26 protein-coding genes and 2 riboswitches are annotated in these 24876 nt (G+C 74.4%); of the genes, 21 read left to right on the top strand and 5 right to left on the bottom strand.

Annotation, left to right across the window (positions count from 1 at the left end; genetic code table 11):
• Positions 1 to 151 precede the first annotated feature (151 nt).
• A complete protein-coding gene (gene mce / locus ACFP6A_RS07545; protein WP_379602833.1) occupies positions 152 to 616 on the bottom strand; it encodes a methylmalonyl-CoA epimerase in 465 nt (154 codons plus the stop codon).
• A gap of 148 nt (positions 617 to 764) precedes the next feature.
• Between mce and ACFP6A_RS07540 the strand changes: the two genes are divergently transcribed.
• The 5 genes from ACFP6A_RS07540 (at position 765) to ACFP6A_RS07520 (ending at position 5001) form a co-directional block, all read left to right on the top strand.
• Positions 765 to 1964 carry an acetyl-CoA C-acetyltransferase gene (locus ACFP6A_RS07540; RefSeq protein ID WP_379602831.1) on the top strand — a complete coding sequence of 400 codons (1200 nt, stop codon included), beginning with the start codon at positions 765 to 767 and terminating at the stop codon, positions 1962 to 1964.
• A 2-nt stretch (positions 1965 to 1966) separates the two neighbouring features.
• Positions 1967 to 2941, top strand: coding sequence for a methylmalonyl Co-A mutase-associated GTPase MeaB (gene meaB / locus ACFP6A_RS07535; protein ID WP_379602829.1), 975 nt, complete (start codon positions 1967 to 1969; stop codon positions 2939 to 2941).
• Between the two features lie 135 nt (positions 2942 to 3076).
• On the top strand, positions 3077 to 4099 hold the full coding sequence (locus tag ACFP6A_RS07530) for a winged helix DNA-binding domain-containing protein (RefSeq protein WP_379602827.1): 1023 nt from the start codon (positions 3077 to 3079) through the stop codon (positions 4097 to 4099).
• A 5-nt stretch (positions 4100 to 4104) separates the two neighbouring features.
• Positions 4105 to 4425: an MTH1187 family thiamine-binding protein gene (locus ACFP6A_RS07525; RefSeq protein ID WP_379602825.1), complete on the top strand. Its 321-nt coding sequence runs from the start codon at positions 4105 to 4107 to the stop codon at positions 4423 to 4425.
• Positions 4426 to 4641: 216 nt separating this feature from the next.
• Positions 4642 to 5001 (top strand): VOC family protein, encoded by a 360-nt coding sequence (locus tag ACFP6A_RS07520; protein ID WP_379602823.1) that lies wholly within the window; start codon positions 4642 to 4644, stop codon positions 4999 to 5001.
• Positions 5002 to 5008: 7 nt separating this feature from the next.
• Here ACFP6A_RS07520 and mug read toward each other — a convergent pair whose 3' ends face one another.
• The gene (gene mug, locus ACFP6A_RS07515) at positions 5009 to 5578 is read right to left on the bottom strand and encodes a G/U mismatch-specific DNA glycosylase (protein WP_379602821.1); all 570 of its coding nucleotides are present in this window, start codon (positions 5576 to 5578) and stop codon (positions 5009 to 5011) included.
• Between the two features lie 92 nt (positions 5579 to 5670).
• Positions 5671 to 7743 (bottom strand): beta-propeller domain-containing protein, encoded by a 2073-nt coding sequence (locus ACFP6A_RS07510; protein WP_379602819.1) that lies wholly within the window; start codon positions 7741 to 7743, stop codon positions 5671 to 5673.
• Between the two features lie 125 nt (positions 7744 to 7868).
• On the opposite strand from ACFP6A_RS07510, the gene ACFP6A_RS07505 reads away from it, so the two are divergent.
• The gene (locus ACFP6A_RS07505) at positions 7869 to 8396 is read left to right on the top strand and encodes a MarR family winged helix-turn-helix transcriptional regulator (RefSeq protein ID WP_379602817.1); all 528 of its coding nucleotides are present in this window, start codon (positions 7869 to 7871) and stop codon (positions 8394 to 8396) included.
• Positions 8397 to 8405: 9 nt separating this feature from the next.
• Positions 8406 to 10133, top strand: a complete 1728-nt coding sequence (locus ACFP6A_RS07500) for a methylmalonyl-CoA mutase (RefSeq protein ID WP_379602815.1) — start codon at positions 8406 to 8408, stop codon at positions 10131 to 10133.
• 23 nt (positions 10134 to 10156) lie between these two features.
• Here ACFP6A_RS07500 and ACFP6A_RS07495 read toward each other — a convergent pair whose 3' ends face one another.
• On the bottom strand, positions 10157 to 10597 hold the full coding sequence (locus ACFP6A_RS07495; RefSeq protein WP_379602813.1) for a cupin domain-containing protein: 441 nt from the start codon (positions 10595 to 10597) through the stop codon (positions 10157 to 10159).
• Between the two features lie 313 nt (positions 10598 to 10910).
• Between ACFP6A_RS07495 and ACFP6A_RS07490 the strand changes: the two genes are divergently transcribed.
• The 14 genes from ACFP6A_RS07490 (at position 10911) to cobM (ending at position 23665) form a co-directional block, all read left to right on the top strand.
• On the top strand, positions 10911 to 11579 hold the full coding sequence (locus ACFP6A_RS07490) for a hypothetical protein (RefSeq protein WP_379602811.1): 669 nt from the start codon (positions 10911 to 10913) through the stop codon (positions 11577 to 11579).
• Complete coding sequence (locus ACFP6A_RS07485) at positions 11576 to 12568, top strand: hypothetical protein (protein WP_379602809.1); 993 nt, start codon at positions 11576 to 11578, stop codon at positions 12566 to 12568. The genes ACFP6A_RS07490 and ACFP6A_RS07485 overlap by 4 nt, the downstream gene beginning before the upstream one ends.
• An 89-nt stretch (positions 12569 to 12657) precedes the next feature.
• A complete protein-coding gene (locus ACFP6A_RS07480) occupies positions 12658 to 13581 on the top strand; it encodes a tetratricopeptide repeat protein (RefSeq protein WP_379602807.1) in 924 nt (307 codons plus the stop codon).
• A gap of 39 nt (positions 13582 to 13620) precedes the next feature.
• Positions 13621 to 13731, top strand: a riboswitch (TPP riboswitch).
• Positions 13726 to 14337: a thiamine phosphate synthase gene (thiE, locus tag ACFP6A_RS07475; RefSeq protein ID WP_379602805.1), complete on the top strand. Its 612-nt coding sequence runs from the start codon at positions 13726 to 13728 to the stop codon at positions 14335 to 14337. It overlaps the preceding riboswitch by 6 nt.
• Positions 14334 to 15449 (top strand): glycine oxidase ThiO, encoded by a 1116-nt coding sequence (gene thiO, locus ACFP6A_RS07470; RefSeq protein ID WP_379602803.1) that lies wholly within the window; start codon positions 14334 to 14336, stop codon positions 15447 to 15449. The genes thiE and thiO overlap by 4 nt, the downstream gene beginning before the upstream one ends.
• Positions 15446 to 15694 carry a sulfur carrier protein ThiS gene (gene thiS / locus ACFP6A_RS07465; RefSeq protein ID WP_379602801.1) on the top strand — a complete coding sequence of 83 codons (249 nt, stop codon included), beginning with the start codon at positions 15446 to 15448 and terminating at the stop codon, positions 15692 to 15694. The genes thiO and thiS overlap by 4 nt, the downstream gene beginning before the upstream one ends.
• A gap of 5 nt (positions 15695 to 15699) precedes the next feature.
• Positions 15700 to 16458 (top strand): thiazole synthase, encoded by a 759-nt coding sequence (locus tag ACFP6A_RS07460; RefSeq protein ID WP_379602799.1) that lies wholly within the window; start codon positions 15700 to 15702, stop codon positions 16456 to 16458.
• On the top strand, positions 16455 to 17039 hold the full coding sequence (locus ACFP6A_RS07455) for a thiamine phosphate synthase (protein WP_379602797.1): 585 nt from the start codon (positions 16455 to 16457) through the stop codon (positions 17037 to 17039). Before ACFP6A_RS07460 ends, ACFP6A_RS07455 begins: the two co-directional genes overlap by 4 nt.
• Entirely contained in the window at positions 17036 to 17857 is an 822-nt protein-coding gene (thiD, locus tag ACFP6A_RS07450; RefSeq protein WP_379602795.1) for a bifunctional hydroxymethylpyrimidine kinase/phosphomethylpyrimidine kinase, read from the top strand. The genes ACFP6A_RS07455 and thiD overlap by 4 nt, the downstream gene beginning before the upstream one ends.
• On the top strand, positions 17857 to 19596 hold the full coding sequence (gene thiC / locus ACFP6A_RS07445) for a phosphomethylpyrimidine synthase ThiC (RefSeq protein WP_379602793.1): 1740 nt from the start codon (positions 17857 to 17859) through the stop codon (positions 19594 to 19596). The genes thiD and thiC overlap by 1 nt, the downstream gene beginning before the upstream one ends.
• 22 nt (positions 19597 to 19618) lie before the next feature.
• Positions 19619 to 19814, top strand: a riboswitch (cobalamin riboswitch).
• A gap of 98 nt (positions 19815 to 19912) precedes the next feature.
• On the top strand, positions 19913 to 20716 hold the full coding sequence (locus ACFP6A_RS07440; protein WP_379602791.1) for a nitrite reductase: 804 nt from the start codon (positions 19913 to 19915) through the stop codon (positions 20714 to 20716).
• A complete protein-coding gene (locus ACFP6A_RS07435) occupies positions 20713 to 21381 on the top strand; it encodes a precorrin-8X methylmutase (protein ID WP_379602789.1) in 669 nt (222 codons plus the stop codon). Before ACFP6A_RS07440 ends, ACFP6A_RS07435 begins: the two co-directional genes overlap by 4 nt.
• Complete coding sequence (locus ACFP6A_RS07430) at positions 21378 to 22898, top strand: precorrin-2 C(20)-methyltransferase (protein WP_379602787.1); 1521 nt, start codon at positions 21378 to 21380, stop codon at positions 22896 to 22898. The genes ACFP6A_RS07435 and ACFP6A_RS07430 overlap by 4 nt, the downstream gene beginning before the upstream one ends.
• The gene (cobM, locus tag ACFP6A_RS07425) at positions 22898 to 23665 is read left to right on the top strand and encodes a precorrin-4 C(11)-methyltransferase (protein ID WP_379602914.1); all 768 of its coding nucleotides are present in this window, start codon (positions 22898 to 22900) and stop codon (positions 23663 to 23665) included. Before ACFP6A_RS07430 ends, cobM begins: the two co-directional genes overlap by 1 nt.
• Here cobM and cbiE read toward each other — a convergent pair.
• Positions 23650 to 24873: a precorrin-6y C5,15-methyltransferase (decarboxylating) subunit CbiE gene (gene cbiE / locus ACFP6A_RS07420; protein ID WP_379602785.1), complete on the bottom strand. Its 1224-nt coding sequence runs from the start codon at positions 24871 to 24873 to the stop codon at positions 23650 to 23652. The genes cobM and cbiE overlap by 16 nt on opposite strands.
• Positions 24874 to 24876 lie beyond the last annotated feature (3 nt).

The raw sequence follows: 24876 nt of genomic DNA, 5'->3' as shown, positions 1-24876 counted from the left end.
GCCCGCCACCCATTGCCCCTGCCACCCACTGCCCCCGCCACCCACTGCCCCCGCCACCCACTCGCAGAATGCTGGGTTGGTGGCGCAACACGCCGGCAGATGACGGACGAATCCAGCATTCTGCGGGCGGTCTCGCTACCTGGCCTGATGGTCAGTGGGGCGTCTTGGCTGGCTCCACGAGCTCGACGAGGACGCCGCCGGCGTCCTTGGGGTGCACGAAGTTGACCCGGCTGTTCGACGTCCCCCTGCGGGGCGCGTCGTAGAGCAGCCGCATCCCGCGCTCGCGTAGAACCGTGGACACCCGTTCGACGTCGTCGACGCGGTAGGCGACCTGCTGGACGCCGGCCCCGTTGCGGTCGAGGAACTTCGCGATCGTCGAGGTCTCGTCGAGCGGTGCGAGCAGCTGCACGCACGAGTGCGGCGCCGCCGGGTCGCCCACGCCCATCATCGCCTCGCGGACGCCCTGGTCGGTGTTCACCTCCTCGTGGAGCAGCACCATGCCGAAGGTGTCCCGGTAGAACGCGATGGCGGCCTCGAGGTCGGGGACGGCCACCCCGACGTGGTCGATCGCGGTGAACAGCGGTTCCGGCGGGTCGGTCGTGGCGGGCTCGGTCATGACGAAAGGGTGCCAGAGCCCCGGCCGTGCAGGCTGTGGCGCCGCCCACGTGGCCCTCCGTGGCACAGGCCACGGCGCTCCCTCTGGACGCCGGCCACTGCCGAAGTAGGGTGGACGTCACCGTGACGTGCCCGCCCAGGAGGTACCCGTGACCAGCCCCCGCACCAGCGTCATCGTCGCCGGCGCCCGCACCCCGATGGGGCGGCTGCTCGGCTCGCTCAAGGACTTCTCCGGCAGCGACCTCGGCGGCGTCGCCATCAAGGGCGCCTTGGACAACGCCGGCGTGGCGCCCGACCAGGTCGACTACGTGATCATGGGGCAGGTGCTGACCGCGGGTGCCGGGCAGATCCCGGCCCGCCAGGCCGCGGTCAAGGCGGGTATCCCGATGACCGTCCCGGCCCTGACCGTCAACAAGGTCTGCCTGTCGGGGATCGACGCCATCGCGCTGGCCGACCAGCTGATCCGCGCCGGCGAGTTCGACGTCGTCGTGGCCGGCGGCCAGGAGTCGATGACGCAGGCGCCGCACCTGCTGGAGAAGTCGCGGTCCGGCTACAAGTACGGCGACGTCACGGTGCGCGACCACATGGCCTACGACGGCCTGTGGGACGTGTTCACCGACCAGGCGATGGGCGGGCTCACCGAGGGCGCCAACTGCGCCGACCGGGAGTTCTCCCGCGAGGAGCAGGACGCGTTCTCCGCCCGCAGCCACCAGCTCGCCGCGCAGGCGTGGAAGAACGGCCTGTTCGACGACGAGGTCGTCCCGGTGCACATCCCGCAGCGCAAGGGGGACCCGGTCGAGTTCCGCTACGACGAGGGCATCCGCGAGGACACGACGGTCGAGTCCCTGGCGCGTCTCAAGCCCGCCTTCCGCCCCGACGGCACGATCACCGCCGGGTCCGCCTCCCAGATCTCGGACGGCGCTGCCGCCGTCGTCGTGATGAGCAAGGAGAAGGCCACCGAGCTCGGCCTGTCGTGGCTGGCCGAGATCGGCGCGCACGGTGTCGTGGCCGGCCCGGACTCGACCCTGCAGAGCCAGCCGTCGCGCGCCATCGAGGCGGCCTGCGCCAAGGAGGGCATCACCCCCGCCGACCTCGACCTCGTGGAGATCAACGAGGCGTTTGCTGCGGTCGGTCTGGCCAGCATCAAGGAGCTGGACCTCGACCCGGAGAAGGTCAACGTCAACGGCGGTGCCATCGCCATGGGCCACCCGATCGGCATGTCCGGCGCCCGGATCACCCTGCACCTCGCACTGGAGCTGCAGCGGCGGGGCGGCGGAACCGGGGTCGCGGCGCTGTGCGGCGGGGGCGGTCAGGGCGACGCTCTCGTCGTCCGCGTGCCGAGGTCCTGAGCTTGGCGGCCGGTGCCCGCGCCGACCTCTCGATCGACGACCTGGTCCGACGCGCGCGGGAGGGGTCACCGCGGGCGGTCGCCCGTCTCATCTCTCTGGTCGAGGACGCCTCACCGCAGCTGCGGGAGGTGATGGCCGCGCTCGCCCCGCACACCGGGCGGGCATGGGTGATCGGGCTGACCGGCTCCCCGGGAGTGGGCAAGTCGACGACCACGTCCATGATCGTCTCGGCTCTGCGTGCCCGGGACCTGAGGGTCGGGATCCTGGCGGTGGACCCGTCCTCCCCGTTCTCCGGCGGTGCGCTGCTCGGCGACCGGATCCGGATGCAGGACCACGTCCTGGACCGCGAGGTCTACATCCGCTCCATGGCGAGCCGCGGCCACCTCGGTGGTCTGGCCTGGTCGACCCCGCAGGCGCTTCGGGTGCTCGACGCCTGCGGCTGCGACGTCGTCCTCGTCGAGACGGTGGGTGTCGGGCAGAGCGAGGTGGAGGTTGCCCGGACGGCGGACACGACCGTCGTCCTGCTCGCGCCCGGGATGGGGGACGGCGTCCAGGCCGCCAAGGCGGGGATCCTCGAGATCGGCGACGTGTTCGTCGTCAACAAGGCCGATCGGGAGGGTGCGGACGCCACCGTGCGGGACATCCGCGGCATGATCTCGCTCGGCGAGCGGCGTCAGGCCGGGGACTGGCGCCCGCCGGTGGTCAAGTCGGTCGCGTCCCGGTCCGAGGGGGTGGACGACGTCATGGAGGCTCTGGACAAGCACTGGGACTGGCTGCAGTCCAGCGGAGAGCTCGGACGACGCCGGCACCGGCGCGCGGCTGACGAGATCGAGGCGCTGGCCGTCACCGCGTTGCGCGAGCGGATCGGCGACCTGCGCTCGGGGCGCGGTCTGGACGACCTCGCCGCGCAGGTCGTCGCAGGTGATCTCGACCCGTACACAGCCGCCGACCGCCTCGTCGCCGCGGTCGCAGGCTGAGCTCGCGGATGCGCTGGCGTCGTCGTGCGGGCCACAGCCAGTGAGGGACGCGATGACGACGCGGCACGGTGTCACCGGGTTGATCGCGACGCGACCACCCCGCTGGAAGCCGCCGCTGCCTCGCCGGCAGTCGGTGTGACTGTCCCGGTCGCGCAGCGGCTGGCGGCCCAGCTGCTGAGCGGTTCGCTCGCGACGTCGGTGACCGGCGTCGTCGATCGCGTGCTCGCCGTCCAGGCCCAGGACCTGCGCGGCGCGCGGCTTGCCGTCCGGGTGAGGTCCACGGGGCTTCGCGCGTCCGACGTCGACCGTGCGCTCACGCAGGACCGCTCTGTCGTCGTGAGCTGGCTCAACCGCGGCACCCTGCACCTCGTGCGTGCCGAGGACTACTGGTGGCTGCACGAGCTGACCACCGCGCCGCAGGTGTCCTCCAACGTGAGGCGGTTGCGGCAGGAAGGCGTGTCGCCGGAGGCGGCAGAACGCGGTGTGCAGGCGGTGGTGCGAGCGCTGGAGGGTGGTCCGCGCAGCAGGCAGCAGCTGCGGGACGTCGTCGCCTCAGTGGGAGTTCCCGTCGCCGGGCAGGCCCTCGTGCACGTGCTGCTCCTCGCCACCTTGCGGGGTCACGTCGTCCGAGGCCCCGTTGACGACGAGGAGCAGGCCTTCGTGCTGACCCGCGACTGGTTGGGCCGACCGCCCGCACCGCTCGAGCGGGACGTCGCACTCGCCGAGCTGGCTCGCCGGTACCTGGCCGGGCACGGGCCGGCGACCGCGGATGACCTGGCGCGCTGGGCCGGTATCCGGCTCGGCGAGGCGAGGCGCGGAGTGCGGGCCCTGCGCGACCTGGTGGAGATGGAGGACGGGTCGGTGGACGTGGCGCGCAGGGGGCCCGTGCCGCCGCTGCCGCCCCCACGGCTGCTCGGAGCGTTTGATCCGCTTCTGACGGGGTGGCGCTCGCGCGAGCCGATCGTCGGAGAACACCGGTCGCTGGTGACGAGCAACGGTGTCTTTCGCCCGTTCGCTCTTGTCGGCGGCCGTGCTGTCGCGACGTGGACCATCGTGCGGGGCCGGGTGTCGCTGACTCCGCTGGAGCAGGTGTCGGCGCACAACCTCGCTGCCCTCGAGGACGACGCTGTCGACGTCCTGCGCTTCCTGGCAGAGTGAGGCGCATGATCGTCGCGTTCTCCGTCGCACCGTCCGGAACCGGTGACTCCGTCAGCGCCGCCGTCGCGGACGCCGTCCGCGTGGTCCGGGAGTCGGGACTGCCGAACCGGACCGACGCCATGTTCACCAGCATCGAGGGGGAGTGGGACGAGTGCATGGACGTCGTCCGGCGCGCCTGTGAGGCGGTCGGGCGGCACGGCAACCGGGTCTCGCTCGTGCTCAAGGCCGACATCCGCCCCGGCCGCACCGGTGAGCTGCAGGGCAAGCTCGACCGGCTCGAGGCCGCGCTGGAGCGGGCCGAGGGCGAAACGGGTCCAGGCCGGTAGCCAGGTCGCGGCTGGTCGTCAGCGCGGCTGGTCGTCGGGTCGCGCTCGCTGGCGCGCCATAGGGGTCAGCTGGTGTCGGGGGTGGATCGGGGTGGGGTGGCGGGATTGCATGATCACGGATGGGGGGGCGAGGATCTCCCTTGACCCGGTCGCCGGTGCCCCCATGACGTCCGCGCGGCTCTAGTCTCGTCCCGCCGGCTCGGCTACCTTCCGGACATGGCTGTCGCCCGCTCGCCGTCCGTCGTCCTCGACTGCCCGGACCCCGCCGTCCTGGCACGCTTCTACGCCGAGCTGCTCGGCTGGACGGTGGAGGCCGGCGACGACTGGGCCGACGTCCGCCCGGCCGACGGCAGCCAGTGCCTGTCCTTCCAGCAGGTGACGGACTACCGGGCACCGCAGTGGCCGGGCCAGGACCTGCCGCAGCAGATGCACCTCGACGTCGTCGTCGACGACCTGGACGCCGCCGAACGGGCGGTCGTGGCGCTCGGCGCGACACGGCACGCCCACCAGCCGGGGACGACGTTCCGGGTGTTCCTCGACCCCGCCGGGCACCCGTTCTGCCTGTGCCTGGACTGAGGCTGCTTCAGCCCTCGACCGCACGTCGCAGCTCCGCCAGCCGGTCACTCAGCGCGTCGAGCGAGTAGTGGGCGTTGAGGCCGCTGGGGTTCGGGAGCAGCCACACCCGCGCGCCGGCGAGCCGCCGCTCCTGCGGCCCCACCGACGCCGTCCGGTCGTCGAACGCCGTGCGGTACGTCGTGACTCCCAGCACGGCGACGAACCGTGGGGCCCATCGCTGGACGTCGGCGACGAGTCGTTCGCCGCCCGCCCGGATCTCCTGCTTCGTGAGCTCGGCCGCCGTCGCGGTCGCCCGCTCCACGACGTTCGTGATGCCCAGGCCGAGGCCGAGGAGCTCGTGCTGCTCGGCGGGCGCCAGCTGCCGCGGTGTGAACCCGGAGCGGTGCAGTGCCGGCCAGAACCGGTTCCCCGGACGGGCGAAGTGGAACCCGGTCCACGCCGTCCACAGTCCTGGGTTGATGCCGCAGAAGAGGACCCGCAGACCGGGCGCGGCGACGGGCGGGACGGTGCCGCCGACGTAGCGGAGGAGCTCCTCCCTGCCCGGACCACGGCGTCCGGGCGCTGTCGATCGCGCCACGGACGCACGCTAGCGGTCCCGGCGCGGCGTGGTCCGGGCAGGCGGCGGGCGTGGGGGGTGGCGGGATTGCATGATCACGAACAGGGGAGTGATCACCGAGGGGGGAGGGGGAGGGTGTCGAGCTCGGTGAGGCCATCCGTCGCCAGCAGGGTCAGGGTCCGGCCACCGTCACCGGCACCCTCGGCGAGGACGACGACGCGCTCACCGACCGGCGTGGCGCGCAGCACCCACGCCTCGCGGTCCGTCGTCCAGCGGCCGGTCTCGGTGAGGGTGCCGTCGCGGGCGACCGACACCCCGACGACGCCGCTGCTGCCGCCCGCCGCGAGCGGCAGCAGCGCGAGCCGGCGTTCCGGCAGGTAGCTGAAGGCGCGGGACTCGCCCTCGACGTCCGTCCACGCGTCGCGGTAGGTGAGTGTGTCGATCCGCGCCGGCGCCGCCAGGTCGCGCAGGTCGAACGACGACACCTGCGCCCCGGTGACCTGGCCGGTCTCGGTCGCGTCCTGGCCCACCCCGAGCAGCAGGTCGTCGCCGAGCGGGTGCAGGTACGCCGAGTAGCCGGGGATCTTCAGCTCCCCGACCACGGCCGGGGCGGCCGGGTCGGACAGGTCGACGGTGTACAGCGGGTCGGTCTGCCGGAACGTCACGACGACGGCGAGGTCGCCGAACCAGCGGACGGCGCGGATCTCCTCACCCTTGCCCAGCCCGCCGACCGAGCCGGTCTCGACCAGATCCCCGTCGCGCTCGGCGAGCACGGTGACGACGGCCTCGGTGCCGTGCTCGGCCGACTCCGCGGTGGTGGCCACGCGCAGCATGCCGTCCTGCGCGCTCATCGCCCAGCGGCCGAGCAGCCAGCCGGGCACCGAGCCCGACCCGAGGTACTCGGTGCGCGCCGGGTCGGTGATGTCGAAGCCGTGCAGCTGCGTCGAGCTCGACACCACGGTCGTCCCGATGCGGACGTCGACCGGCACCGGGAAGCCCCAGCCGCCACGGGTGGTGGCGACGTACAGCCGGTCGGCCGAGGCGTAGACCATGCCGCCGTCCGCCGACACGGCGTCGGTGTCCACCGTCGGGACGTCGGCCGCACCGGCGTCCAGCGTCAGCACGGTGACGGTGCCGAGCCCCGCCGGGTCGACGGGGTGGGCGAGGGAGGCGCAGTCCACCGCGGGCTCGCGGGACAGCACCGAGCCGTCGGCGTCCCGGACGACGCGTTGCGGCAGCCACTCGGCGGCGGTCATGCTCTCGATCGCCGCCCGGTTCGCCTCCTCCGCGGCGTCCTCGTCGATGCTGCCGTCGGCGTCGTACTCCGGCTGGGGGAACGGGATGGCCGGTGTCGACCCCAGGACGACGCGGACGGCGTCGCCGACCACGCGCGCGGACAGGTAGGACGCCTCGACCTCCTCGGTGCGCACGAGGCGGGGACCACCGTCGGCCGTCAGGTCGAGGACGGACAGCACGGTCGTCGGTGCCCACGACTCGACGGGTGGCGGTGAGGGCACCACGGCGTCGGAGCCGCCGTCCTCGCTCGGCTCGGGCAGGCCGGGTTCGGGCAGCGGCGCCGGCTCGACCGGCTGCGGCTCGCCCTGGCCGACGACGAGGGCGCGGTCTCCGAGCAGCAGCAGCTCGCTGAGCCACTGCCCGTCGAGGGACACCGAGCCGGTCGAGCGCAGCCGCCCGCCGTCGGTGTCGACCACGTGCACCGCGTTGCCGGACAGGGTCACGACCCGGCGACCGTCCGTCTTGACCAGGTCCGGCTCGTCGACGCCCTGCTCCTGGACGTTGGTTCCCGTCTCGCCCGGGCCGACCGCGCCGCCGGTGACCCCGTCGGCGGCCTCGGCGGCGCTCTCGGCGGCGTCCTCGGCGATGCCCGCGAGCGCGTCGTCCTGACCGCCCGGCGCGCCGAGCACGCGCCCGAGCCAGCTGCCGCCGGCGTCGGGTCCCTGCAGGCCCCACGGCCCGACCAGGTCGAGCGCCTGGTCCCGGTACCACTGCTCGACGTCGTCGCAGCCGGTGAACGGCACGAGCTCGGCGGCGGCGGCCTCCGGCTCGGTGCCGGTGAGGGCCGGGACGACGAGAAGCCCGGCGGTGGCGGCCGCGACGGCGACGACGGCCCGTCGGGTCACGCGACGGCGCCGGTCGTCCGGGACAGGATCGGTCGGGCTGCTCATGGCTCCTCCTCGACGACGGGCACCGCTGTGACGCCGGCCACGTCGGCCCGGTTCCCGTCGAGACCGGATCGTGATCCGTCACGGCTGCACCGGACGCCGGCCTGCGCGCGGGTACCGTGACGGCCGTGCCCAGGCCCAGGCTCTCGTTCGACCCGGTCGCCCGCGCCGAGGAGCTGTGGTGCCAGCACTGGGGCGCCGACAGCCCGCACGACGCGATGGCCGCGGCCACGTCGGTGATGCGCGTCCAGCAGCTCCTGCTGGCCCGGTTCGACGCCGTCCTCAAACCGCTCGGGCTGACGTTCGCCCGCTACGAGGCACTGGTCCTGCTGGTGTTCAGCTCGGCCGGCGAGCTGCCGCTGTCCAAGGTGGGCGAGCGCCTCATGGTGCACCCGACGAGCGTCACGAACATCGTCGACCGCCTGGAGGCCTCCGGGTTCGTCGAGCGGGTGCCCAACCCTCGTGACGGGCGCGGCACGCTGGCGAGGATCACGCCGTCCGGCCGGGACGTCGCCGCGCGGGCGACCGAGCGCCTGCACGCGATCGAGTTCGGCCTGGAGGCCCTGGACGCCCGGCAGCGCGCCGACCTCACTGGGCTGCTGCGGCTGGTGCGGATCGGCGCCGGAGACTTCCCGGATAGTCGGACGTCCGAGTAACCTGGCGGCATGGACGCGGAGCAGATCGAGGCCGGACGACGTCGCTGGCAGGAGCGGTACGACGCCGCGCTGGCGAGCGGAAAGGTCCGGGACGCGGACTTCACCACGCTGTCGGGGACGGACGTCGACCCGGTCTACGGGCCGCCGGAGGGTGCGAGCGACCCGCGGATGGACCATATCGGCTGGCCCGGGGAGTTCCCGTTCACCCGCGGCCTGTACGCCACCGGCTACCGCGGCCGCACCTGGACCATCCGGCAGTTCGCCGGGTTCGGCAACGCGCGGCAGACCAACGAGCGCTACCGGATGATCCTCGAGCGCGGCGGTGGCGGCCTGTCCGTGGCCTTCGACATGCCGACCCTCATGGGCCGCGACTCCGACGACCCGCGCAGTCTCGGCGAGGTCGGGCACTGCGGCGTCGCGGTCGACAGCGCGGCCGACATGGACGTGCTGTTCGACGGCATCCCGCTCGGGGACGTCACCACGTCGATGACGATCTCCGGGCCCGCCGTCCCGGTGTTCTGCATGTACCTGGTCGCCGCCGAGCGGCAGGGTGTCGACATCCGCACCCTCAACGGCACCCTGCAGACGGACATCTTCAAGGAGTACATCGCGCAGAAGGAGTGGCTGTTCCCGCCGGAGCCGCACCTGCGTCTCATCGGCGACCTGATGGAGTACTGCGCGGCCAACATCCCCGCGTACAAGCCGCTCTCGGTGTCCGGCTACCACATCCGCGAGGCAGGCTCCACCGCCGCCCAGGAGCTGGCGTACACGCTCGCCGACGGCTTCGCCTACGTGGAGCTCGGGCTCTCGCGCGGCATGGACGTCGACGTGTTCGCCCCCGGACTGTCCTTCTTCTTCGACGCGCACGTCGACTTCTTCGAGGAGATCGCGAAGTTCCGTGCGGCCCGGCGCATCTGGGCGCGCTGGCTGCGAGACGTCTACGGCGCCAGGACCGACAAGGCGCAGTGGCTGCGCTTCCACACCCAGACGGCCGGTGTGTCACTCACCGCCCAGCAGCCCATGAACAACGTCGTCCGGACGGCGGTGGAGGCGCTCGCCGCCGTTCTCGGCGGCACGAACTCGTTGCACACCAACGCCCTTGACGAGACCCTCGCCCTGCCGACGGAGGAGTCGGCGGAGGTCGCGCTGCGGACCCAGCAGGTGCTGATGGAGGAGACCGGTGTCACGAACGTCGCCGACCCTCTCGGCGGGTCCTGGTACGTCGAGGCGCTCACGGACCGGCTCGAGGCCGAGGCCGAGCGCATCTTCGAGCGAATCCGCCGGATGGGGGAGCAGGGCCGGACGCCGAACGCCGACGGGGTCGTGGAGCACGAGATCGGGCCGATGACGTCCGGGATCCTGCGCGGCATCGAGGACGGCTGGTTCACCGGCGAGATCGCCGACGCGGCCTTCGCCTACCAGACCGCGCTGGAGAAGGGCGACAAGAAGATCGTCGGGGTCAACTGCCACACGCAGACGACGGCCCGCGAGCTGGAGATCCTGCGCGTCAGTCACGAGGTCGAGCGCGAGCAGGTCCGGGTGCTGGCGCAGCGCCGGCAGGCTCGCGACGACGCAGCGGCGCGCGCCGCGGTGCGCCGCATGGTCGAGGTGGCCCGCACCGACGGCAACCTCGTCGAGCCGATGCTGGAGGCCGTGCGGGCCGAGGCCACCCTCGGTGAGATCTGCGGGGCGCTGCAGCAGGAGTGGGGCGGGTACACCGAGCCGGCCCGGTTCTGAGCCCTCACGGAGCATCTGAGCCCTCACGGAGCCGTGGTACCCGCGCGGCCGTAGGCGTCGCTGAGCCGGACGACGTCCTCGCGCCAGCCCGGCGCCGCGGTCGAGCACTCGGCCACGACGAGCTCGGTCGTCGCCGCGACCCGGTGCACCACCCCGGCCGGGACGTGCACGGTGTCGCCGGCGCGGACCACCACGGCCTCCAGGTGCTCGGCGTCCGGGCCGTGCTCGACGACTCCCTGGCCGGAGACGACGTAGAGGGTCTCGTCCTTCTCCCGGTGGAACTGGCAGGACAGGCAGTGACCGGCGTGCACGGTGATGAGCTTGCCGGCGTAGCACCCGTCGACCAGAGCGAAGAGCACCTCGTGCCCCCACGGCTTGGGCTGTGTCCCCGCCCGGCCGAAGACCGCCGCCCGTCTCGCGGGTGCCGCCGGGCTCGCCTGGGCTGCCTCTGTCGGCTGGGTCACCGGTGCCTGCCGGTCCGTCGTCGTGCCCACCCTGGTGCCTCCGTCTCGTCCGGTCCGGGACGTCTGCCCCGTCCTCGCCGACGGTAGGTGGGGCGGCGTCCGGCCGTGGCGGAAACGTCAGACTCACCGGTGCACCCCGGCCACGGTTTGACGAGTCGTGCCCGTGCCCTCACTGTCCGTCGCCACGGTTCGCCGTCCCGGGTCACGGCGTCCGACCGCGGCGTCCGACCGCGGCGCGCCGGCCTGGTGACGCCCACCTATCCTGATCGTCGGCCCGACCCCGACCCGAGCCCGACCCCGAGGAGCAGCACCCGTGCAACGCGTCCTGCTGGCCGTGCTGGCCGGGCTGCTCGCGCTGGCCGGGGTCGCCGCGCTCGCGGTCGGTATCGCCCAGCGCACCGTGTGGCTGCCTGAGGACGAGGTGAGCGCCACCGCGACGCTGCCCTCCGACGTCCCGCTGGCCGTCACCGAGCCGGGCGTGCTGGAGATGCGCGAGGGCCCGGTGACGGTGACGGTCACGGCCGGTGAGAACGACACCCCGGTCGTCCTCGCCGTCGGCCGCACCGCGGACGTCGAGGCGTGGGTGGACGGCGCTGCCCACGCCAGAATCGGCGGTCTGCGGACGCCGGAGAGGCTCGCCGTCCGGACCGTGGACGGCGAGACGGAGGTGCCGGACCCCGGCACCACCTCCGACCTGTGGACCGAGCAGGAGGTCGGGACCGGTGGTGCGACGTTCGTCTACGACCCGCCGCCGGGCAGCTGGGCCCTGCTCGCCGCCACGAACGGCACCGTCCCCGGCCCCGCACGGCTGACGTTGACGTGGCCGCGGGAGGTCACCACGCCGTGGTCGGTCCCGCTCATCGTCCTCGGTGGCGTCCTGCTGGGGACCGGGGGCGCCGCGCTGGCCTGGATGTGGGTGCGCGGCGAGCTGTCCCCGGTGCGGGCCGGCCGCCCCCGTCACGACCGGCAGGTGCAGCGGTGAGCCGCTCCGTGCTTCGCGCTGCCGCCGCCGGGCTGGCCGCCGGCGCGCTGCTCGCCGGGTGCGCGCAGGAGCCGCTGCCCGAGCCGCGCCCGGTCGAGGTGACCGAGCCCGTGCCCGTCGTCGACGACGGGCAGGCCGTCATGGTGCGCGAGCGGGTGCTCGACGTCCTCGCCTCCGGGGACGAGGCCCTGGACGCCGCGCCGCTGGAGTCCCGGGTGACCGGTCCGGCGCTCGAGGTGCGTACCGCCCGGTACACGCTGCGCCGTCAGCTCGAGGACCGCCCGGAGCTCCCCGACCTCGGCGGAGAGCTGCTGCTCACGGCCGCACCCGAGGCCGACGGGTGGCCGCGGTGGTTCCTCACCGCCTCGCGTCCGGCGCCGGACGCCGCCCCACAGCTCCAGGTGCTCACTCAGGAGTCCCCGCGGGAGATGTACCGGTTGACCGCCTGGGTGACGATGCTGCCGGGCACGACCCTGCCCGAGCTGCCCTCCGGGGAGCCGGTGCAGGCCCTCGACCCGGCCGAGCAGAGCGGCCTGGTGGCCGCTCCGGCGCAGGTCGTCGCACGCTACGCCGACGCCCTCGCCCTCGGCGACGACAGCGAGCACGCGGAGTTCTTCGCCGACGACGTCCTGCGCGCCCAGGTGGTCGCTGAGCAGGAGGCCGAGCGGGAGGCGGTCAGTGAGTTCTTCGACTACGACGTCACGCACACCCCCCGCGAGGGGCAGGTGTGGGCACTGCGCACCAGCGACGGGGGCGCCGTCGTCCTCGGGGCGATCGAGAGCAGGCGCGCCTTCGCCGTCACCGCCGAGGGCGCCCGGCTCCCGCTGCCGGAGGACCTCGCCGTGCTCGCCGGCACCGAGGAGGCCACCGAGGCGGCGACGGTCACCTCGTTGCAGATGGTCGCCTTCGCCGTCCCGCCCGAGGGCTCGTCGGAGCCGGTGACGGTGCTCGGCGGTGAGCGCGCCGTCCTCGCCGCGACCGCCACCTGACCCCCACCGTCCCGCGTGACCCCCACCGCCCCGCGCCGAACCGCACCGACCACACTGCAGAACCGGACCCGAGGAGAGGACCTCCCCCGATGACCCAGCCCCCCAGCCAGCCCGGACCGCGCCTGGACCTGCGTGGCGCCGTCGACCTGTCCCGCCTCAGCCAGCAGGCGCCGTCGTCGGGTTCCGGCGGCGGCGGGCGGTTCGTCCGCGACGTCACCGAGGCCGACTTCGCCGACGTCGTCCAGCTGTCGATGACCGTGCCGGTCGTCGTCGACCTGTGGGCCACCTGGTGCGGCCCGTGCCGTCAGCTGTCCCCGGTGCTCGAGCGGCTGGCCGAGGACTACGGCGGCCGGTTCCTGCTGGCCAAGGTGGACGTCGACGCCAACCCGCAGATCTCCCAGGCGTTCCAGGTGCAGTCCATCCCCACCGTCGTGGCCATCCTGCGCGGCCAGCCCGTCCCGCTGTTCCAGGGAGCCGTGCCGGAGCCGCAGGTGCGCCAGGTCCTCGACGAGCTGCTGCGGGTCGCCGCGGAGAACGGCGTGACCGGCACCCTGGACGGTACCGAGCAGGCCGGTGAGGCCGACGACCAGCCGGCGCCGCTGCCCCCGCTGCACCAGGAGGCGTACGACGCCATCCAGCGTGGCGACCTGGAGGCTGCGGCGGACGCCTACCGCCGGGCACTCGCCGAGAGCCCGGCGGACGCCGACGCCCGGGCGGGCCTCGCGCAGGTCGAGCTGATGGCCCGGACCCGGGACCTGGACCCCGAGGCCACCCGCAGGGCCGCTGCGGACGACCCGACGGACGTCGAGGCCGGCATGCGCTGCGCCGACCTCGACGTGCTCGGCGGCCACGTCGAGGACGCGTTCACCCGGCTCGTCGACCTCGTCCGGATCACCTCCGGTGAGGAGCGGGAGACCGTCCGCCGGCGGATGCTCGACCTGTTCGAGGTCGTCGGCCCGGACGACGAGCGGGTGCTCGCCGCCCGCAGGGCGCTGGCCAACGCCCTGTTCTGACCTCTTCACGACCCACCCGCCCGCCTGCTACGTTTGTCGCGATTCCACCGCGGGAGTCCGAGGCATCGGGCTGAGAGGGAGCTGGAGCCGCTCCGACCGCTGAACCTGATCCGGGTCATGCCGGCGAAGGAAGTGAGGAGCGACGTGCTACCCCGCATCCACTGCATCACCGACTTCCCGTCGTACGACGCCCTGGCGCTGACCGTGCTGGAGGCGGTCGTCCAGGCCGGCGTGGACGCCGTCCAGGTCCGGGCCAAGTCGCTGCCCGACCGCGAGGTCCTGGCCTTCACCCGGGCGCTCGTGGACCGTCTCGCCGGGACGCCGGCCACGGTGATCGTCAACGACCGGCTCGACATCGCCCTGGCCGCGGGGGCGCACGGCGTCCACCTCGGGCTCGACGACCTCCCCGTCGCGGAGGCCAGGCGTCTCGCCCCACCAGGCTTCCTCGTCGGCGGGACCTGCCGGCACGCGGGGCACGCCGAGGACGCCAGGGCGCAGGGCGCCGACTACGCCGGCGTCGGACCGGTCCACCGCACCACCACGAAGGCGGGCCTGCCGGCCCCGATCGGCCTGGACGCCCTGCGTGAGGCTGCCGGCGTCCTGCCCGCGATCGCCGTCTCCGGCATCACCGCCGAGCGCGTCCCCGAGGTGATGGCCGCCGGCGCCTACGGCGTCGCCGTCGCCTCAGCCATCTGCCGGTCCCCCCGGCCCGAGCTCGCCGCCAGGGGGCTCGTCGACGCCGTCGCACGCGGATGAGGGCGGCCGTGATCGGCGCCGGCGTCGTCGGCCTCGCCTGCGCCGAGGAGCTGGCCCGCGCCGGCCACGAGGTGCGGGTGTTCGACCCCGACCCCGGCGCCGGGGCGACCCGTGCCGCGGCCGGCATGCTGGCCCCCGCCGGGGAGGCCTGGCACGGCGAGGCGGACCTGCTCCGGCTCGGCGTCGCCTCGGCCCGGCTGTGGCCGCAGTACGCCGCGCGACTGGGCGCGGCCTCCGGTGTGGACGTCGACCTGCGCACCGCGGGCACGCTGCTGGTCGGGCAGGACCACGACGACCTGCGGCAGGTCCGACGCTCGCTCGAGGTGCTGGCAGCCGAGGGCCTGCGCTTCCAGGAGCTCGGCCCGCGAGAGGCGCGGGCCCAGGAGCCCACGCTGTCCCGCGTGGCCGGCGCGGCACTCCTGCCGGACGACCACAACGTCAACCCCCGCAAGGTGGTGCGCGCCCTGCTGCAGCTGCTCGGTGACCGCCTCGTGGCGGCGCGAGCGGCCGTGGACGCCGCCGGCGTGGTGACTGCGGACGGCACCCGGTTCGACTGCGACGCCGTCGTGGTCGCCACCGGTGCCGAGGCCCGGACCGCGGTGCCGCAGGTGCGTCCGGTGCGCGGGGAGACGATCCGGCTGCGGGCGGGCGACCCGCCGTCGCGGGTGCTGCGTGCCCGGGTGCACGGCCAGCCGGTCTACGTCGTCCCTCGCGCCGGCGGCGAGGTGGTCGTCGGCGCGTCGGAGGAGGAGCACGACGCCGAGCCCGTCGCCGGCCTCGGCACCGTCGTCCGGCTGCTGCACGCAGCACGGACCCTGGTCCCCGGGCTGGAGACCGCCGGCGTCCTCGAGATCACCGCCCGGCACCGGCCCGGCACCCCGGACAACGGGCCCCTCATCGGGCCGCGCGCCCACAGCGGCCCGGTGCGCGAGGTGCTCGCCGTCGGCCACTACCGCGGCGGCGTCCTGCTCGCCCCGGTGACCGCCCAGGCCGTGCGGGCCCACGTCGAGGGCTCCGACGTGCCGGCCGTCGCCCGGCCCTTCGTCCCGAGCCGCTTCACCCACCCGCAGCACGTCACACCGACCGGTCAGGGGAGGGCCCTCACCACATGAGCACCGACCACACCATGAGCACCGACCACGCCATGAGCACCGACGCCACGAGCAGCATCGACATCACCCTCAACGGGCAGCCGCGGGTCGTGGACGACCGCACGACGCTGCACGAGCTCGTGCCCTCCGCCCAGGGGGTCGCGGTCGCCGTCAACGGTGCCGTCGTCCCGGCGTCCTCCTGGCGCAGCACGCGGCTGTCACCGGGCGACGTGGTCGAGGTCGTCACGGCCTACCAAGGAGGGTGAGCCCGATGCAGCTGGCGGGGGTGGAGCTGCCCGGCCGCCTGTGGGTCGGCACCGGTGGGTTGACGAGCATCAGCACGGTGCGCGACGTCGTCGCCGCCGCTGCCCCCGGACTGGTCACCGTGTCGATCCGGCGCACGTCCGACCAGGGCAGCGGCGGGCTCCTGGACGCCCTGCGCGACACCGGCGTGCGCGTCGTGCCCAACACGGCAGGGTGCCTCAGCGCCCGGGAGGCCGTCCTCACCGCCCAGCTGGCCCGTGAGGCACTCCAGACGGACTGGGTGAAGCTGGAGGTCGTCGGCGACGAGACGAGTCTGCTGCCGGACGTCGTCGAGCTGCTCGACGCGGCGGAGACGCTGGTGGACCAGGGGTTCACGGTGCTGCCCTACACGACCCCCGACCCGGTGGTGGCCCGGCGGCTCGAGGACGTCGGGTGCGCCGCCGTCATGCCGCTCGGGTCACCCATCGGTTCCGGCCGCGGCATCGACGACCCGCACGCGATCGAGGCCGTCCGCGCCGCGGTGGCGGTCCCCGTCGTCCTGGACGCCGGCATCGGCACCGCCAGTGACGCCGCCCTGGCGATGGAGCTCGGTTGTGACGCCGTCCTCGCCGCCACGGCGATCACCCGCGCGGACCGGCCGGTGCAGATGGCCGCGGCCCTGCGCGCGGCGGTCGAGGCCGGCGAGCTGGCCCGGCTCGCCGGCCGCATCCCGCGGCTCGCCACGGCCCGTGCGTCGAGCCCCATGGCCGGGCGGGTCGGCACGTGAGGCTCCCTCGCGTGCTCGTCCTCACCGACCGTCGCCAGCTGCCCGCCGGCCACGACCTCGTCGGCGCCGTGACGGCGTGCGTCCAGGCGGGACTGGGCGCCGTCGTGCTCCGCGAGCTGGACCTGCCCCGCGGTGAGCGCCAGGAGCTGGCCCGCGCCGTCGGCGCCACCGGGGTCACGACGATCACGGCACGCACCTGGCTGGAGGGGGCCGCGGGCGTCCACCTTGCGGCGGCACAGCAGGTTGCCGACGCGGGGCCGGCCGCCTTCCACGGACGCTCCTGCCACGACGACGAGGAGGTCGCCCGAGCCGTCGGCGGCGGAGCGGCGTACCTGACGATCTCGCCGGTCGGCGCGTCGGCGTCCAAGCCGGGGTACGGCCCGCCCCTCGGAGCGGCCGGCGTGCGCCGCGCGGTGCGGCTCGCCGGGGACGTGCCGGTGTTCGCCCTCGGGGGCGTCGACGCCCGCAACGCCGCCGCGGTGCGCGACGCCGGCGCCTACGGCGTCGCCGTCATGGGAGCGGTCATGCGCGCCGCTGACCCGGCCGCCGCGTTCGCCGGGATCGCGGAGGTCCTCCGGTGACACGCACCCGCACCCCGCTGGTCGCGCTGACCGTCGCCGGGACCGACTCCGGCGGCGCGGCCGGCGTGGCGGCCGACCTGACCACCTTCGCGGCCCTCGGTGCCCACGGCACGTGCGCGGTCACCGCCGTGACCGCCCAGGACACCACCGGTGTGCACCGCGTCGTCCAGCTGTCGGCCGAGGACGTCCAGGCCCAGGTGGACGCGGTGCTCGGCGACCTGCCCGTCGCGGCGGTCAAGACCGGCATGCTCGGCACCGCGCAGGTCGCGAGGGTCGTCACCGGCCTGCCGGCGCACCTGCCCCTGGTCGTCGACCCCGTGCTCGTGGCGACCAGCGGCGCCGAGCTCGGTGACGAGGCGGTGGTCGCCGCCTACCGCGACCACGTGCTCGCGAGGGCCACGGTCGTCACCCCCAACGACGACGAGGCACGCCGGCTCGTCGGCGCCGGCCCGGACGAGGCGCGTGAGGACGTCGCTCTCGCCCTGCACGCCCTCGGTCCCGCGGTGGTCCTCACCGGTGGCGACCCCGGGGCGGCCACCTGCCGCGACGTCGTCGTCGACGAGCGGGGGCACGTGCGGGTCCTCGAGCACCCCACCGTGCCCACCACCGGCGACCACGGCACCGGGTGCACGTTCTCCGCGGCCCTCGCCGTCCACCTCGGCCGGGGCCGGCCACTGGTGGACGCCGCCGCCGCGGCCCAGTCCTTCGTCGCGGCAGCACTGCGCCGCAGCGCCGGCTGGCACCTGGGCCGTGGCCACGGCCCCGTCGCCCACACGTGCCCGCGAGACCCTTACCCGCGAAACCCTCAGGAGAGCTGATGCACCTCCACCCCAGCCACAGCACCGTCCACCGCAGCGGTACCCGCCCCGACCTGCGCGTCCCGTTCACCCGGGTCGCCCTGACCAACGGCGAGACGTTCGACCGGTACACCACCGCCGGCCCCGGCGGCGACCCGGAGGCCGGCCTGCCGCGGCTGCGCGCCGCGTGGGTCGCCGAGCGTGGCGACACCGAGGAGTACGACGGCCGCCGGCCGCAGCTCGTCGACGACGGCAAGGCCGCCGTGCGCCGCGGCGAGGGCCGGCAGCAGTGGCGAGGGCCCCGGTGGCGGCCCCGCCGCGGCACCGGCACCGTCACCCAGATGCACTACGCGCGCCGGGGGGTCGTGACCCCGGAGATGGAGTACGTCGCGCTCCGTGAGGGCTGCGACGTCGAGCTGGTGCGCTCCGAGGTGGCGGCCGGCCGGGCCATCATCCCCGCGAACGTCAACCACCCTGAGGCCGAGCCGATGGTCATCGGCCGGCGGTTCCTCGTGAAGGTGAACGCCAACATCGGCAGCTCGGCCGTGACGAGCTCGATCGCCGAGGAGGTGGACAAGCTCACCTGGGCGGTGACGTGGGGCGCGGACACCGTGATGGACCTGTCCACCGGCGACGACATCCACACCACCCGGGAGTGGATCCTGCGCAACGCCCCGGTCCCGGTCGGCACCGTCCCGATCTACCAGGCGCTGGAGAAGGTCGGCGGTGACGCGAGCCGGCTGACCTGGGAGGTGTTCCGCGACACCGTGATCGAGCAGTGCGAGCAGGGCGTGGACTACATGACCATCCACGCCGGGGTGCTGCTGCGGTACGTGCCGCTGACCGCGCAGCGCGTCACCGGGATCGTCTCGCGCGGCGGCTCCATCATGGCCGGCTGGTGCCTGGCCCACCACGAGGAGAACTTCCTCTACACGCACTTCGACGAGCTGTGCGAGATCTTCGCCAGGTACGACGTGTCGTTCTCCCTCGGCGACGGGCTGCGGCCCGGCTGCACGGCGGACGCCCACGACGAGGCGCAGCTGGCCGAGCTGCGCACCCTGGCCGAGCTCACCCGGCGGGCGTGGTCGCACGACGTCCAGGTCATGGTCGAGGGCCCAGGGCACGTGCCGCTGAACCTCGTGGCGGAGAACGTCACCCTCCAGCAGGAGTGGTGCCACGGCGCGCCGTTCTACACGCTCGGACCGCTGACCACCGACATCGCCCCCGGCTACGACCACATCACCTCCGCGATCGGTGCGGCGGTGATCGCCATGCACGGCACGGCGATGCTGTGCTACGTCACCCCCAAGGAGCACCTGGGGCTGCCCGACCGGGACGACGTCAAGACCGCAGTGGTCACCTACAAGCTGTCCGCCCACGCCGCGGACGTCGCCAAGGGGCACCCGGGGGCCCGCGACTGGGACGACGCGTTGTCCAGGGCGCGTTTCGAGTTCCGCTGGCACGACCAGTTCGCGCTGTCCCTCGACCCGCACACCGCCGAGGCCTTCCACGACGAGACCCTGCCGGCCGAGGCCAGCAAGACCGCGCACTTCTGCTCGATGTGCGGGCCGAAGTTCTGCTCGATGCGGATCAGCCAGGACGTGCGCCGGTACGCCGCGGAGCACGGCCTGGACGACGAGTCCGCGCTCGTGGACGGCATGCGCGCCAAGTCCCAGGAGTTCGTCGAGCTCGGCGGCTCGGTGTACGTGCACGGCTCGGTGCGCGGGGACGGCGCGGTGCACGGGGACAGCCCGGGCTGAGGGCCCGCCCCGCGCGCCCTGCGGTAGCGTGGGCAGCGCCAGTCGTGCTCCACGAGGTGGAGTCAGGGAACCCGGTGGGAGTCCGGGACTGACGCGCAGCGGTGAGGGTGACGGGCGGGGCACGCCGGCCGACGGCAGCCACTGGAGTCCACTCCGGGAAGGCGCCCCGCTCCGGTCGATCCCGAGTCCGAAGACCTGCTGGCCCTAGCGGTGACCGCCGCCAGGTCAGAAGCGGGCCCCGCGACAGGGCCCATGACCAGATGGGGTACCGAGCGTGCCAGTCGTCCGAGACCGACGAGATCGTTGCCCCGGCGCGGTGCGGCCCTGGCCCGCCGAGGACGGCCTGCTCGTGCGGCTTCGGCTGATCGGCGGCCACGTGCGGTCCAGGCAGCTCGAGGAGCTCGTCGGCGTTGCCCGACGGTACGGCGACGGCTACGTCCACGTGACTTCTCGCGCCAACCTCCAGGTCCGGGGGCTGCCGGGGGCAGACGGCCACCTCGACCCGACGGCGCTGACGGCCCTGGAGGCGACCGGGCTGCTGCCCACCCGGACGCACGAGCTGGTGCGCAACGTGATGGCGTCGCCGCAGACCGGGTGTAGCGGCGGCCGCGCCGACCTGCGACCGGTCGCTCGAGAGCTGGACGACCTGCTCTGCTCCGAGCCACGGGTGGCCGGGCTGCCGGGACGGTTCCTGTTCGTCCTGGACGACGGCCGAGGCGACCTGTGCGACCGGCCCTGCGACCTCGGTCTCGTCGCCCTGGACGCCGCGACGGCCCAGCTGCGGGTCGGGCCGGCATGGGGGCCGGTGGTGGGGTTGCGCGACGCCGCTCGCGCCCTCGTGGCCCTCGCCGTCCGGTTCATCGACGTGCGCGGCGAGCTGTCGAGCGCGCCGTGGCACGTGGCCGAGCTCGGCCGCCCGCTCACCGACGAGCAGCAGCCCGACCCTCGGCTGCCGCCGCCGGCGGCCCCGCTGCCGTTCGGTGACGTCCCGGGGGGTCGCCACGTCGCGGTCCCGCCGTCCGGGCTCGACCACGCCGCCGTCACCGAGCTGACGTCGGGCACCGATCGCCTCGTCGTCACCCCGTGGCGCGGGGTACTGGTCCCGGAGAACGACCGGTGAGACAGCCGAGAAGGCCCGTGCGGCGCTACGACTACGTCTCCTCCGGTCCGGAGATCTACACCGACTCCTTCGCCACCATCCGTCGTGAGGCTGACCTCAGCCGCGTTCCCCCGGACGCCGAGAAGCTCGCCGTCCGGATGATCCACGGCAGCGGCCAGGTCGACCTGGCCGCCGACCTCGTCGTGCACCCTCGACTGGTGGTCGCTGCCCGTGCCGCGCTGGAGGCCGGTGCGCCGATCCTGTGCGACACCACGATGGTCGCCACCGGTGTCACCCGCAGCCGCCTGCCCAACACCAACGAGGTGCTCTGCTTCCTGCACGACGAGCGGGTCCCGGTTCTGGCGCAGCAGTGGCGGACCACCCGCACCGCTGCCGCGGTGTCCCTGTGGGAGCCGTACCTCGACGGTGCTGTCGTGGCCATCGGCAACGCCCCCACTGCGCTGTTCCACCTGCTCGAGATGGTCCTGGACGGCGCGCCGCGCCCCGCCGCTGTTGTCGGCTGCCCAGTGGGCTTCACCGGCGCAACCGAGTCCAAGCAGGCCCTCGTCGACCTGGGTGACCGGCACGGCGTCGACCTGCCGTACGTCACCGTCCGCGGGCGTCGAGGTGGGTCGGCGATGACCTCCTCGGCGCTCAACGCGCTGGCCCGGGAGGAGGAGGAGTGACCGGTCACCTCTACGGCGTCGGCGTCGGGCCCGGCGACCCCGACCTCATCACCCGCAAGGGCGCCCGACTCATCGCGAGCGCGGACGTGATCGCCTACCACGCCGGCGCCGGCAAGGAGTCCAACGCCCGCCGCACCGCCGCGGGACTGTTCCCCCAGGGTGTCGTCGAGGAGGAGCTCCGCTACCCGGTGACGACGGGGGCGACCGACCACCCCGGCGGCTACGCCGGCGCGCTCGCCGACTTCTACGAGCAGTCCGCCGCCCGGCTGGCGGCGCACCTCGACGCCGGGCGGGACGTCGTCCTGCTCGCCGAAGGCGACCCGCTGTTCTACGGCTCGTTCATGTACATGCACGACCGGCTGGCCGGCAGGTACCCGACCGAGATCGTCCCCGGGGTGCCGGCGTTCGCTGCCGCCACCGCTGCCGCGGCTGCGCCGCTGGTCCGCCAGACCGACATGCTGACCGTGCTGCCGGGCACGATGCCTGAGCCCGAGCTCGCCCGTCGCCTGGCGGACACCGACGCCGCGATCGTCCTCAAGCTCGGCCGCACCTTCCCGGCCGTCCGCAGGGCGCTGGAAGCCGCCGGACGGCTGGACCACGCGCTCTACGTCGAGCGGGTGTCGATGCCCGGGCAGCGCTGGCTGCCGGTCGCCGAGGTCGACGCCGACACGGTGCCGTACTTCGCGCTCGTCGTGGTCCCAGGAGACACTCGCAACGGACGGCGCTCCCGGCAGCGCGGCGCCGTGGTCGAGGCGGACGCCGGGCGCTCGGTGCGGGACCAGCCGGCGGCAGAGCTGCTCGTGGTCGGTCTCGGTCCTGGTCCGGACGGCTGGCTCACCCCTGAGGCCTCGGCCGCCCTGGCGCAGGTGGACCACGTCGTCGGCTACGGCCCGTACCTGGACCGCGTACCTCAGCGCAGCGGCCTGACCCGGCACGCGAGCGGCAACACCGTCGAGCTCGACCGCGCCCGCCACGCCCTCGACCTCGCCCGGGCCGGTGAGCGGGTGGCCGTCGTCTCCGGCGGCGACCCCGGGGTGTTCGGCATGGCGGCCGCCGTCTTCGAGGCGGCCGAGGACCCGGCCTACGCCGACGTGGCCGTCCGCGTCCTGCCGGGTGTCAGCGCGGTCCAGGCGGTCGCCGCCCGGGCCGGTGCCCCGATCGGGGCCGACTTCGCCGTCGTGTCCCTCTCCGACCGGCTCAAGCCGTGGACGGTCGTCGAACGGCGTCTTCGGGCCGTCGCCGCGGCCGACCTCGTGCTGGCGATCTACAACCCGGCGTCACGGTCGCGGACCCACCAGGTCGCGACGGCGCAACGGGTCCTGCTCGAGCACCGCAGGCCCGACACCGTCGTCGTCGTGGGCCGCGACGTCGGCCGCGCACAGGAGTCGCTCACCGTGACGACGCTGGCCGGTCTCGACCCGGCCACGATCGACATGAGGTGCCTGCTCATCGTGGGCGCCGACGCCACGCGCGTCACCAGGGCGGGTGTCTGGACGCCGCGGTGGGTGCAGGGCTGATGGTCGTCCACTTCGTGGGCGCCGGGCCCGGCGCGGCCGACCTGCTGACGGTTCGAGCGACCCGGTTGCTGGCCGAGGCCGACGTCGTGCTCTACCCGGGGACGTACCTCGACCCGCAGGTCCTGGACCACGTCAGCCCGCAGGCCGAGCTGGTCGACACCCAGCACCTTGACCTCGACCGGATCACCGAACGGCTGACGGCCGCCCACCACGAGGGCAAGGACGTCGTCCGTCTCACGTCCGGCGACCTGTCGGTGTACTCGGCGCTGGCCGAGCAGACCCGCCGGCTCGACGCCGCGGGCGTGGCCTGGGACGCCACGCCCGGCGTACCGGCGTACGCCGCCGCAGCGGCCGCAGTGGGCCGGGAGCTCACCGTCCCGCTCGTCGCGCAGTCCGTCGTGCTGACTCGTACCCGGGCCCGTTCCAGCCCGATGCCCGCCACCGAGGCGCTGTCCGCGTACGCCGCGACCCGTGCGACGCTCGTGCTGCACCTGGCGATCACCCGGACCCGTGAGCTCATGGCGGAGCTGGAACCGGAGTACGGCGCCGACTGCCCGGTCGTGGTCGTCTACCGGGCCAGTCAGCCGGGCGAGGTCGTCCTGCACGGCACGGTCGCCACCATCGCCGACGCCGTCGAGGCTGCTGCGCTGCGGCAGGCCGCGGTCATCCTCGTCGGTCGGGCTCTCGACCCCCGGCCCGGCGGGGAGTCGTTCCTCTACGACCCGCGCCGCGACCGCCGGGTACCCCCAGGTCAGCCGCGCACGTAGGCCCACTGGGTGACCGACCTGGCGGGCGTCCAGCCGGTGAACGAGCCGATCGGGGCCGCCACCTCGACACCGACCCGGGTCAGTTCCCCGCCGTGGTCGCGGTAGAGGTCCGCCAGCAGCCGCTCGGTCTCCAGGGTCACCCCGTGGACGACGACGCGTCCGCCGGGCGGCAGCGCGGCCAGGCAGGTCTCGAGGACGCCGGGCGTGGTGGCACCGCCGCCGACGAACACCGCGTCGGGGGCCGGCAGGTCGGCGAGGGCCTCCGGTGCGGTGCCGTGGACGACGCGCAGGCCGGGCACCCCGAGGCGGTGGGCGTTGCGGGTGATCCGCTCCGCGCGCTGGGCATCGGCCTCGACGGCAGTCGCGGAGCAGGTCGGGTGGGCGCGCATCCACTCCACCCCCACCGAGCCGGCGCCCGCCCCGACGTCCCACAGGTGAGCTCCGGGCACCGGCGCGAGGCGGGCCAGCGCAGCGGCGCGCAGGTCCCGCTTGGTGAGCTGCCCGTCGTGGTCGAACAGGTGGTCGGGCAGACCGGCGACCCAGGCACCGTGCGCGGGACCGTCCAGCTCCAGCCCGACGACGTTGAGCCGCGGACAGACGGCCGACCAGGTGCCGGCTGTGCCGTCCACCCGGGTGAAGCGGTCGGAGCCCAGGTCACCGAGGACGTGCACCCGCGACGCGCCGTACCCGGCGGCGGTCAGCAGCCGCGCCACCTGCGCGGGGGTGCTCTCGTCGGAGGACAGCACGAGCACTCGCCGGCCCGGCGCCAGCTCGCGCAGGACCAGTGCCGGGCTCCTGCCCACGACGCTGACCACCGCGCAGGACTCCGCCGGCCAGCGCAGCTCGGCCCGGGCGAGCGCGACCGAGGAGGTCGCCGGGTAGATCTCCACCCGGTCCTCACCGAGCAGGTCGACGAGGGTCGACCCGACGCCGGAGACCAGCGGGTCACCGGAGGCCAGCGCGACGACCGGTCCCTGCGTCAGCGTGGCGAGCAGGTCCGGCAGGCCGTCGCGCAGCGGTGTCGGCCACCGTTCGCGTCGCTGCCCGGGCCGCGGCGGCACCAGGTCCAGGTGTCGCTGCCCGCCGACCAGCACCCGGGCGTCGAGCAGCAGTCTGCGCACGTCGTCGGTGAGCCCGCTCCAGCCGCGGGCGCCGATGCCGACCACCGTGAGCGTCGGCTGCGGGCGAGGGCTCGTGGGTGCCGGCACGGC

The organism is Quadrisphaera sp. GCM10027208 (assembly GCF_042658805.1).
GTDB lineage: Bacteria > Actinomycetota > Actinomycetes > Actinomycetales > SCSIO-59966 > SCSIO-59966.
This window is presented reverse-complemented; position numbering and strand designations above follow the sequence as displayed.

What these genes read in the sequence shown, in the direction of transcription:
- mce (WP_379602833.1), bottom strand. Translation starts at nt 616, where the DNA reads ATGACCGAGCCCGCCACGACCGACCCGCCGGAACCGCTGTTCACCGCG.
- ACFP6A_RS07525 (WP_379602825.1), top strand. Translation starts at nt 4,105, where the DNA reads ATGATCGTCGCGTTCTCCGTCGCACCGTCCGGAACCGGTGACTCCGTC.
- ACFP6A_RS07520 (WP_379602823.1), top strand. Translation starts at nt 4,642, where the DNA reads ATGGCTGTCGCCCGCTCGCCGTCCGTCGTCCTCGACTGCCCGGACCCC.
- ACFP6A_RS07510 (WP_379602819.1), bottom strand. Translation starts at nt 7,743, where the DNA reads ATGAGCAGCCCGACCGATCCTGTCCCGGACGACCGGCGCCGTCGCGTG.
- ACFP6A_RS07500 (WP_379602815.1), top strand. Translation starts at nt 8,406, where the DNA reads ATGGACGCGGAGCAGATCGAGGCCGGACGACGTCGCTGGCAGGAGCGG.
- ACFP6A_RS07480 (WP_379602807.1), top strand. Translation starts at nt 12,658, where the DNA reads ATGACCCAGCCCCCCAGCCAGCCCGGACCGCGCCTGGACCTGCGTGGC.
- thiO (WP_379602803.1), top strand. Translation starts at nt 14,334, where the DNA reads ATGAGGGCGGCCGTGATCGGCGCCGGCGTCGTCGGCCTCGCCTGCGCC.
- thiS (WP_379602801.1), top strand. Translation starts at nt 15,446, where the DNA reads ATGAGCACCGACCACACCATGAGCACCGACCACGCCATGAGCACCGAC.
- ACFP6A_RS07460 (WP_379602799.1), top strand. Translation starts at nt 15,700, where the DNA reads ATGCAGCTGGCGGGGGTGGAGCTGCCCGGCCGCCTGTGGGTCGGCACC.
- thiC (WP_379602793.1), top strand. Translation starts at nt 17,857, where the DNA reads ATGCACCTCCACCCCAGCCACAGCACCGTCCACCGCAGCGGTACCCGC.
- cobM (WP_379602914.1), top strand. Translation starts at nt 22,898, where the DNA reads ATGGTCGTCCACTTCGTGGGCGCCGGGCCCGGCGCGGCCGACCTGCTG.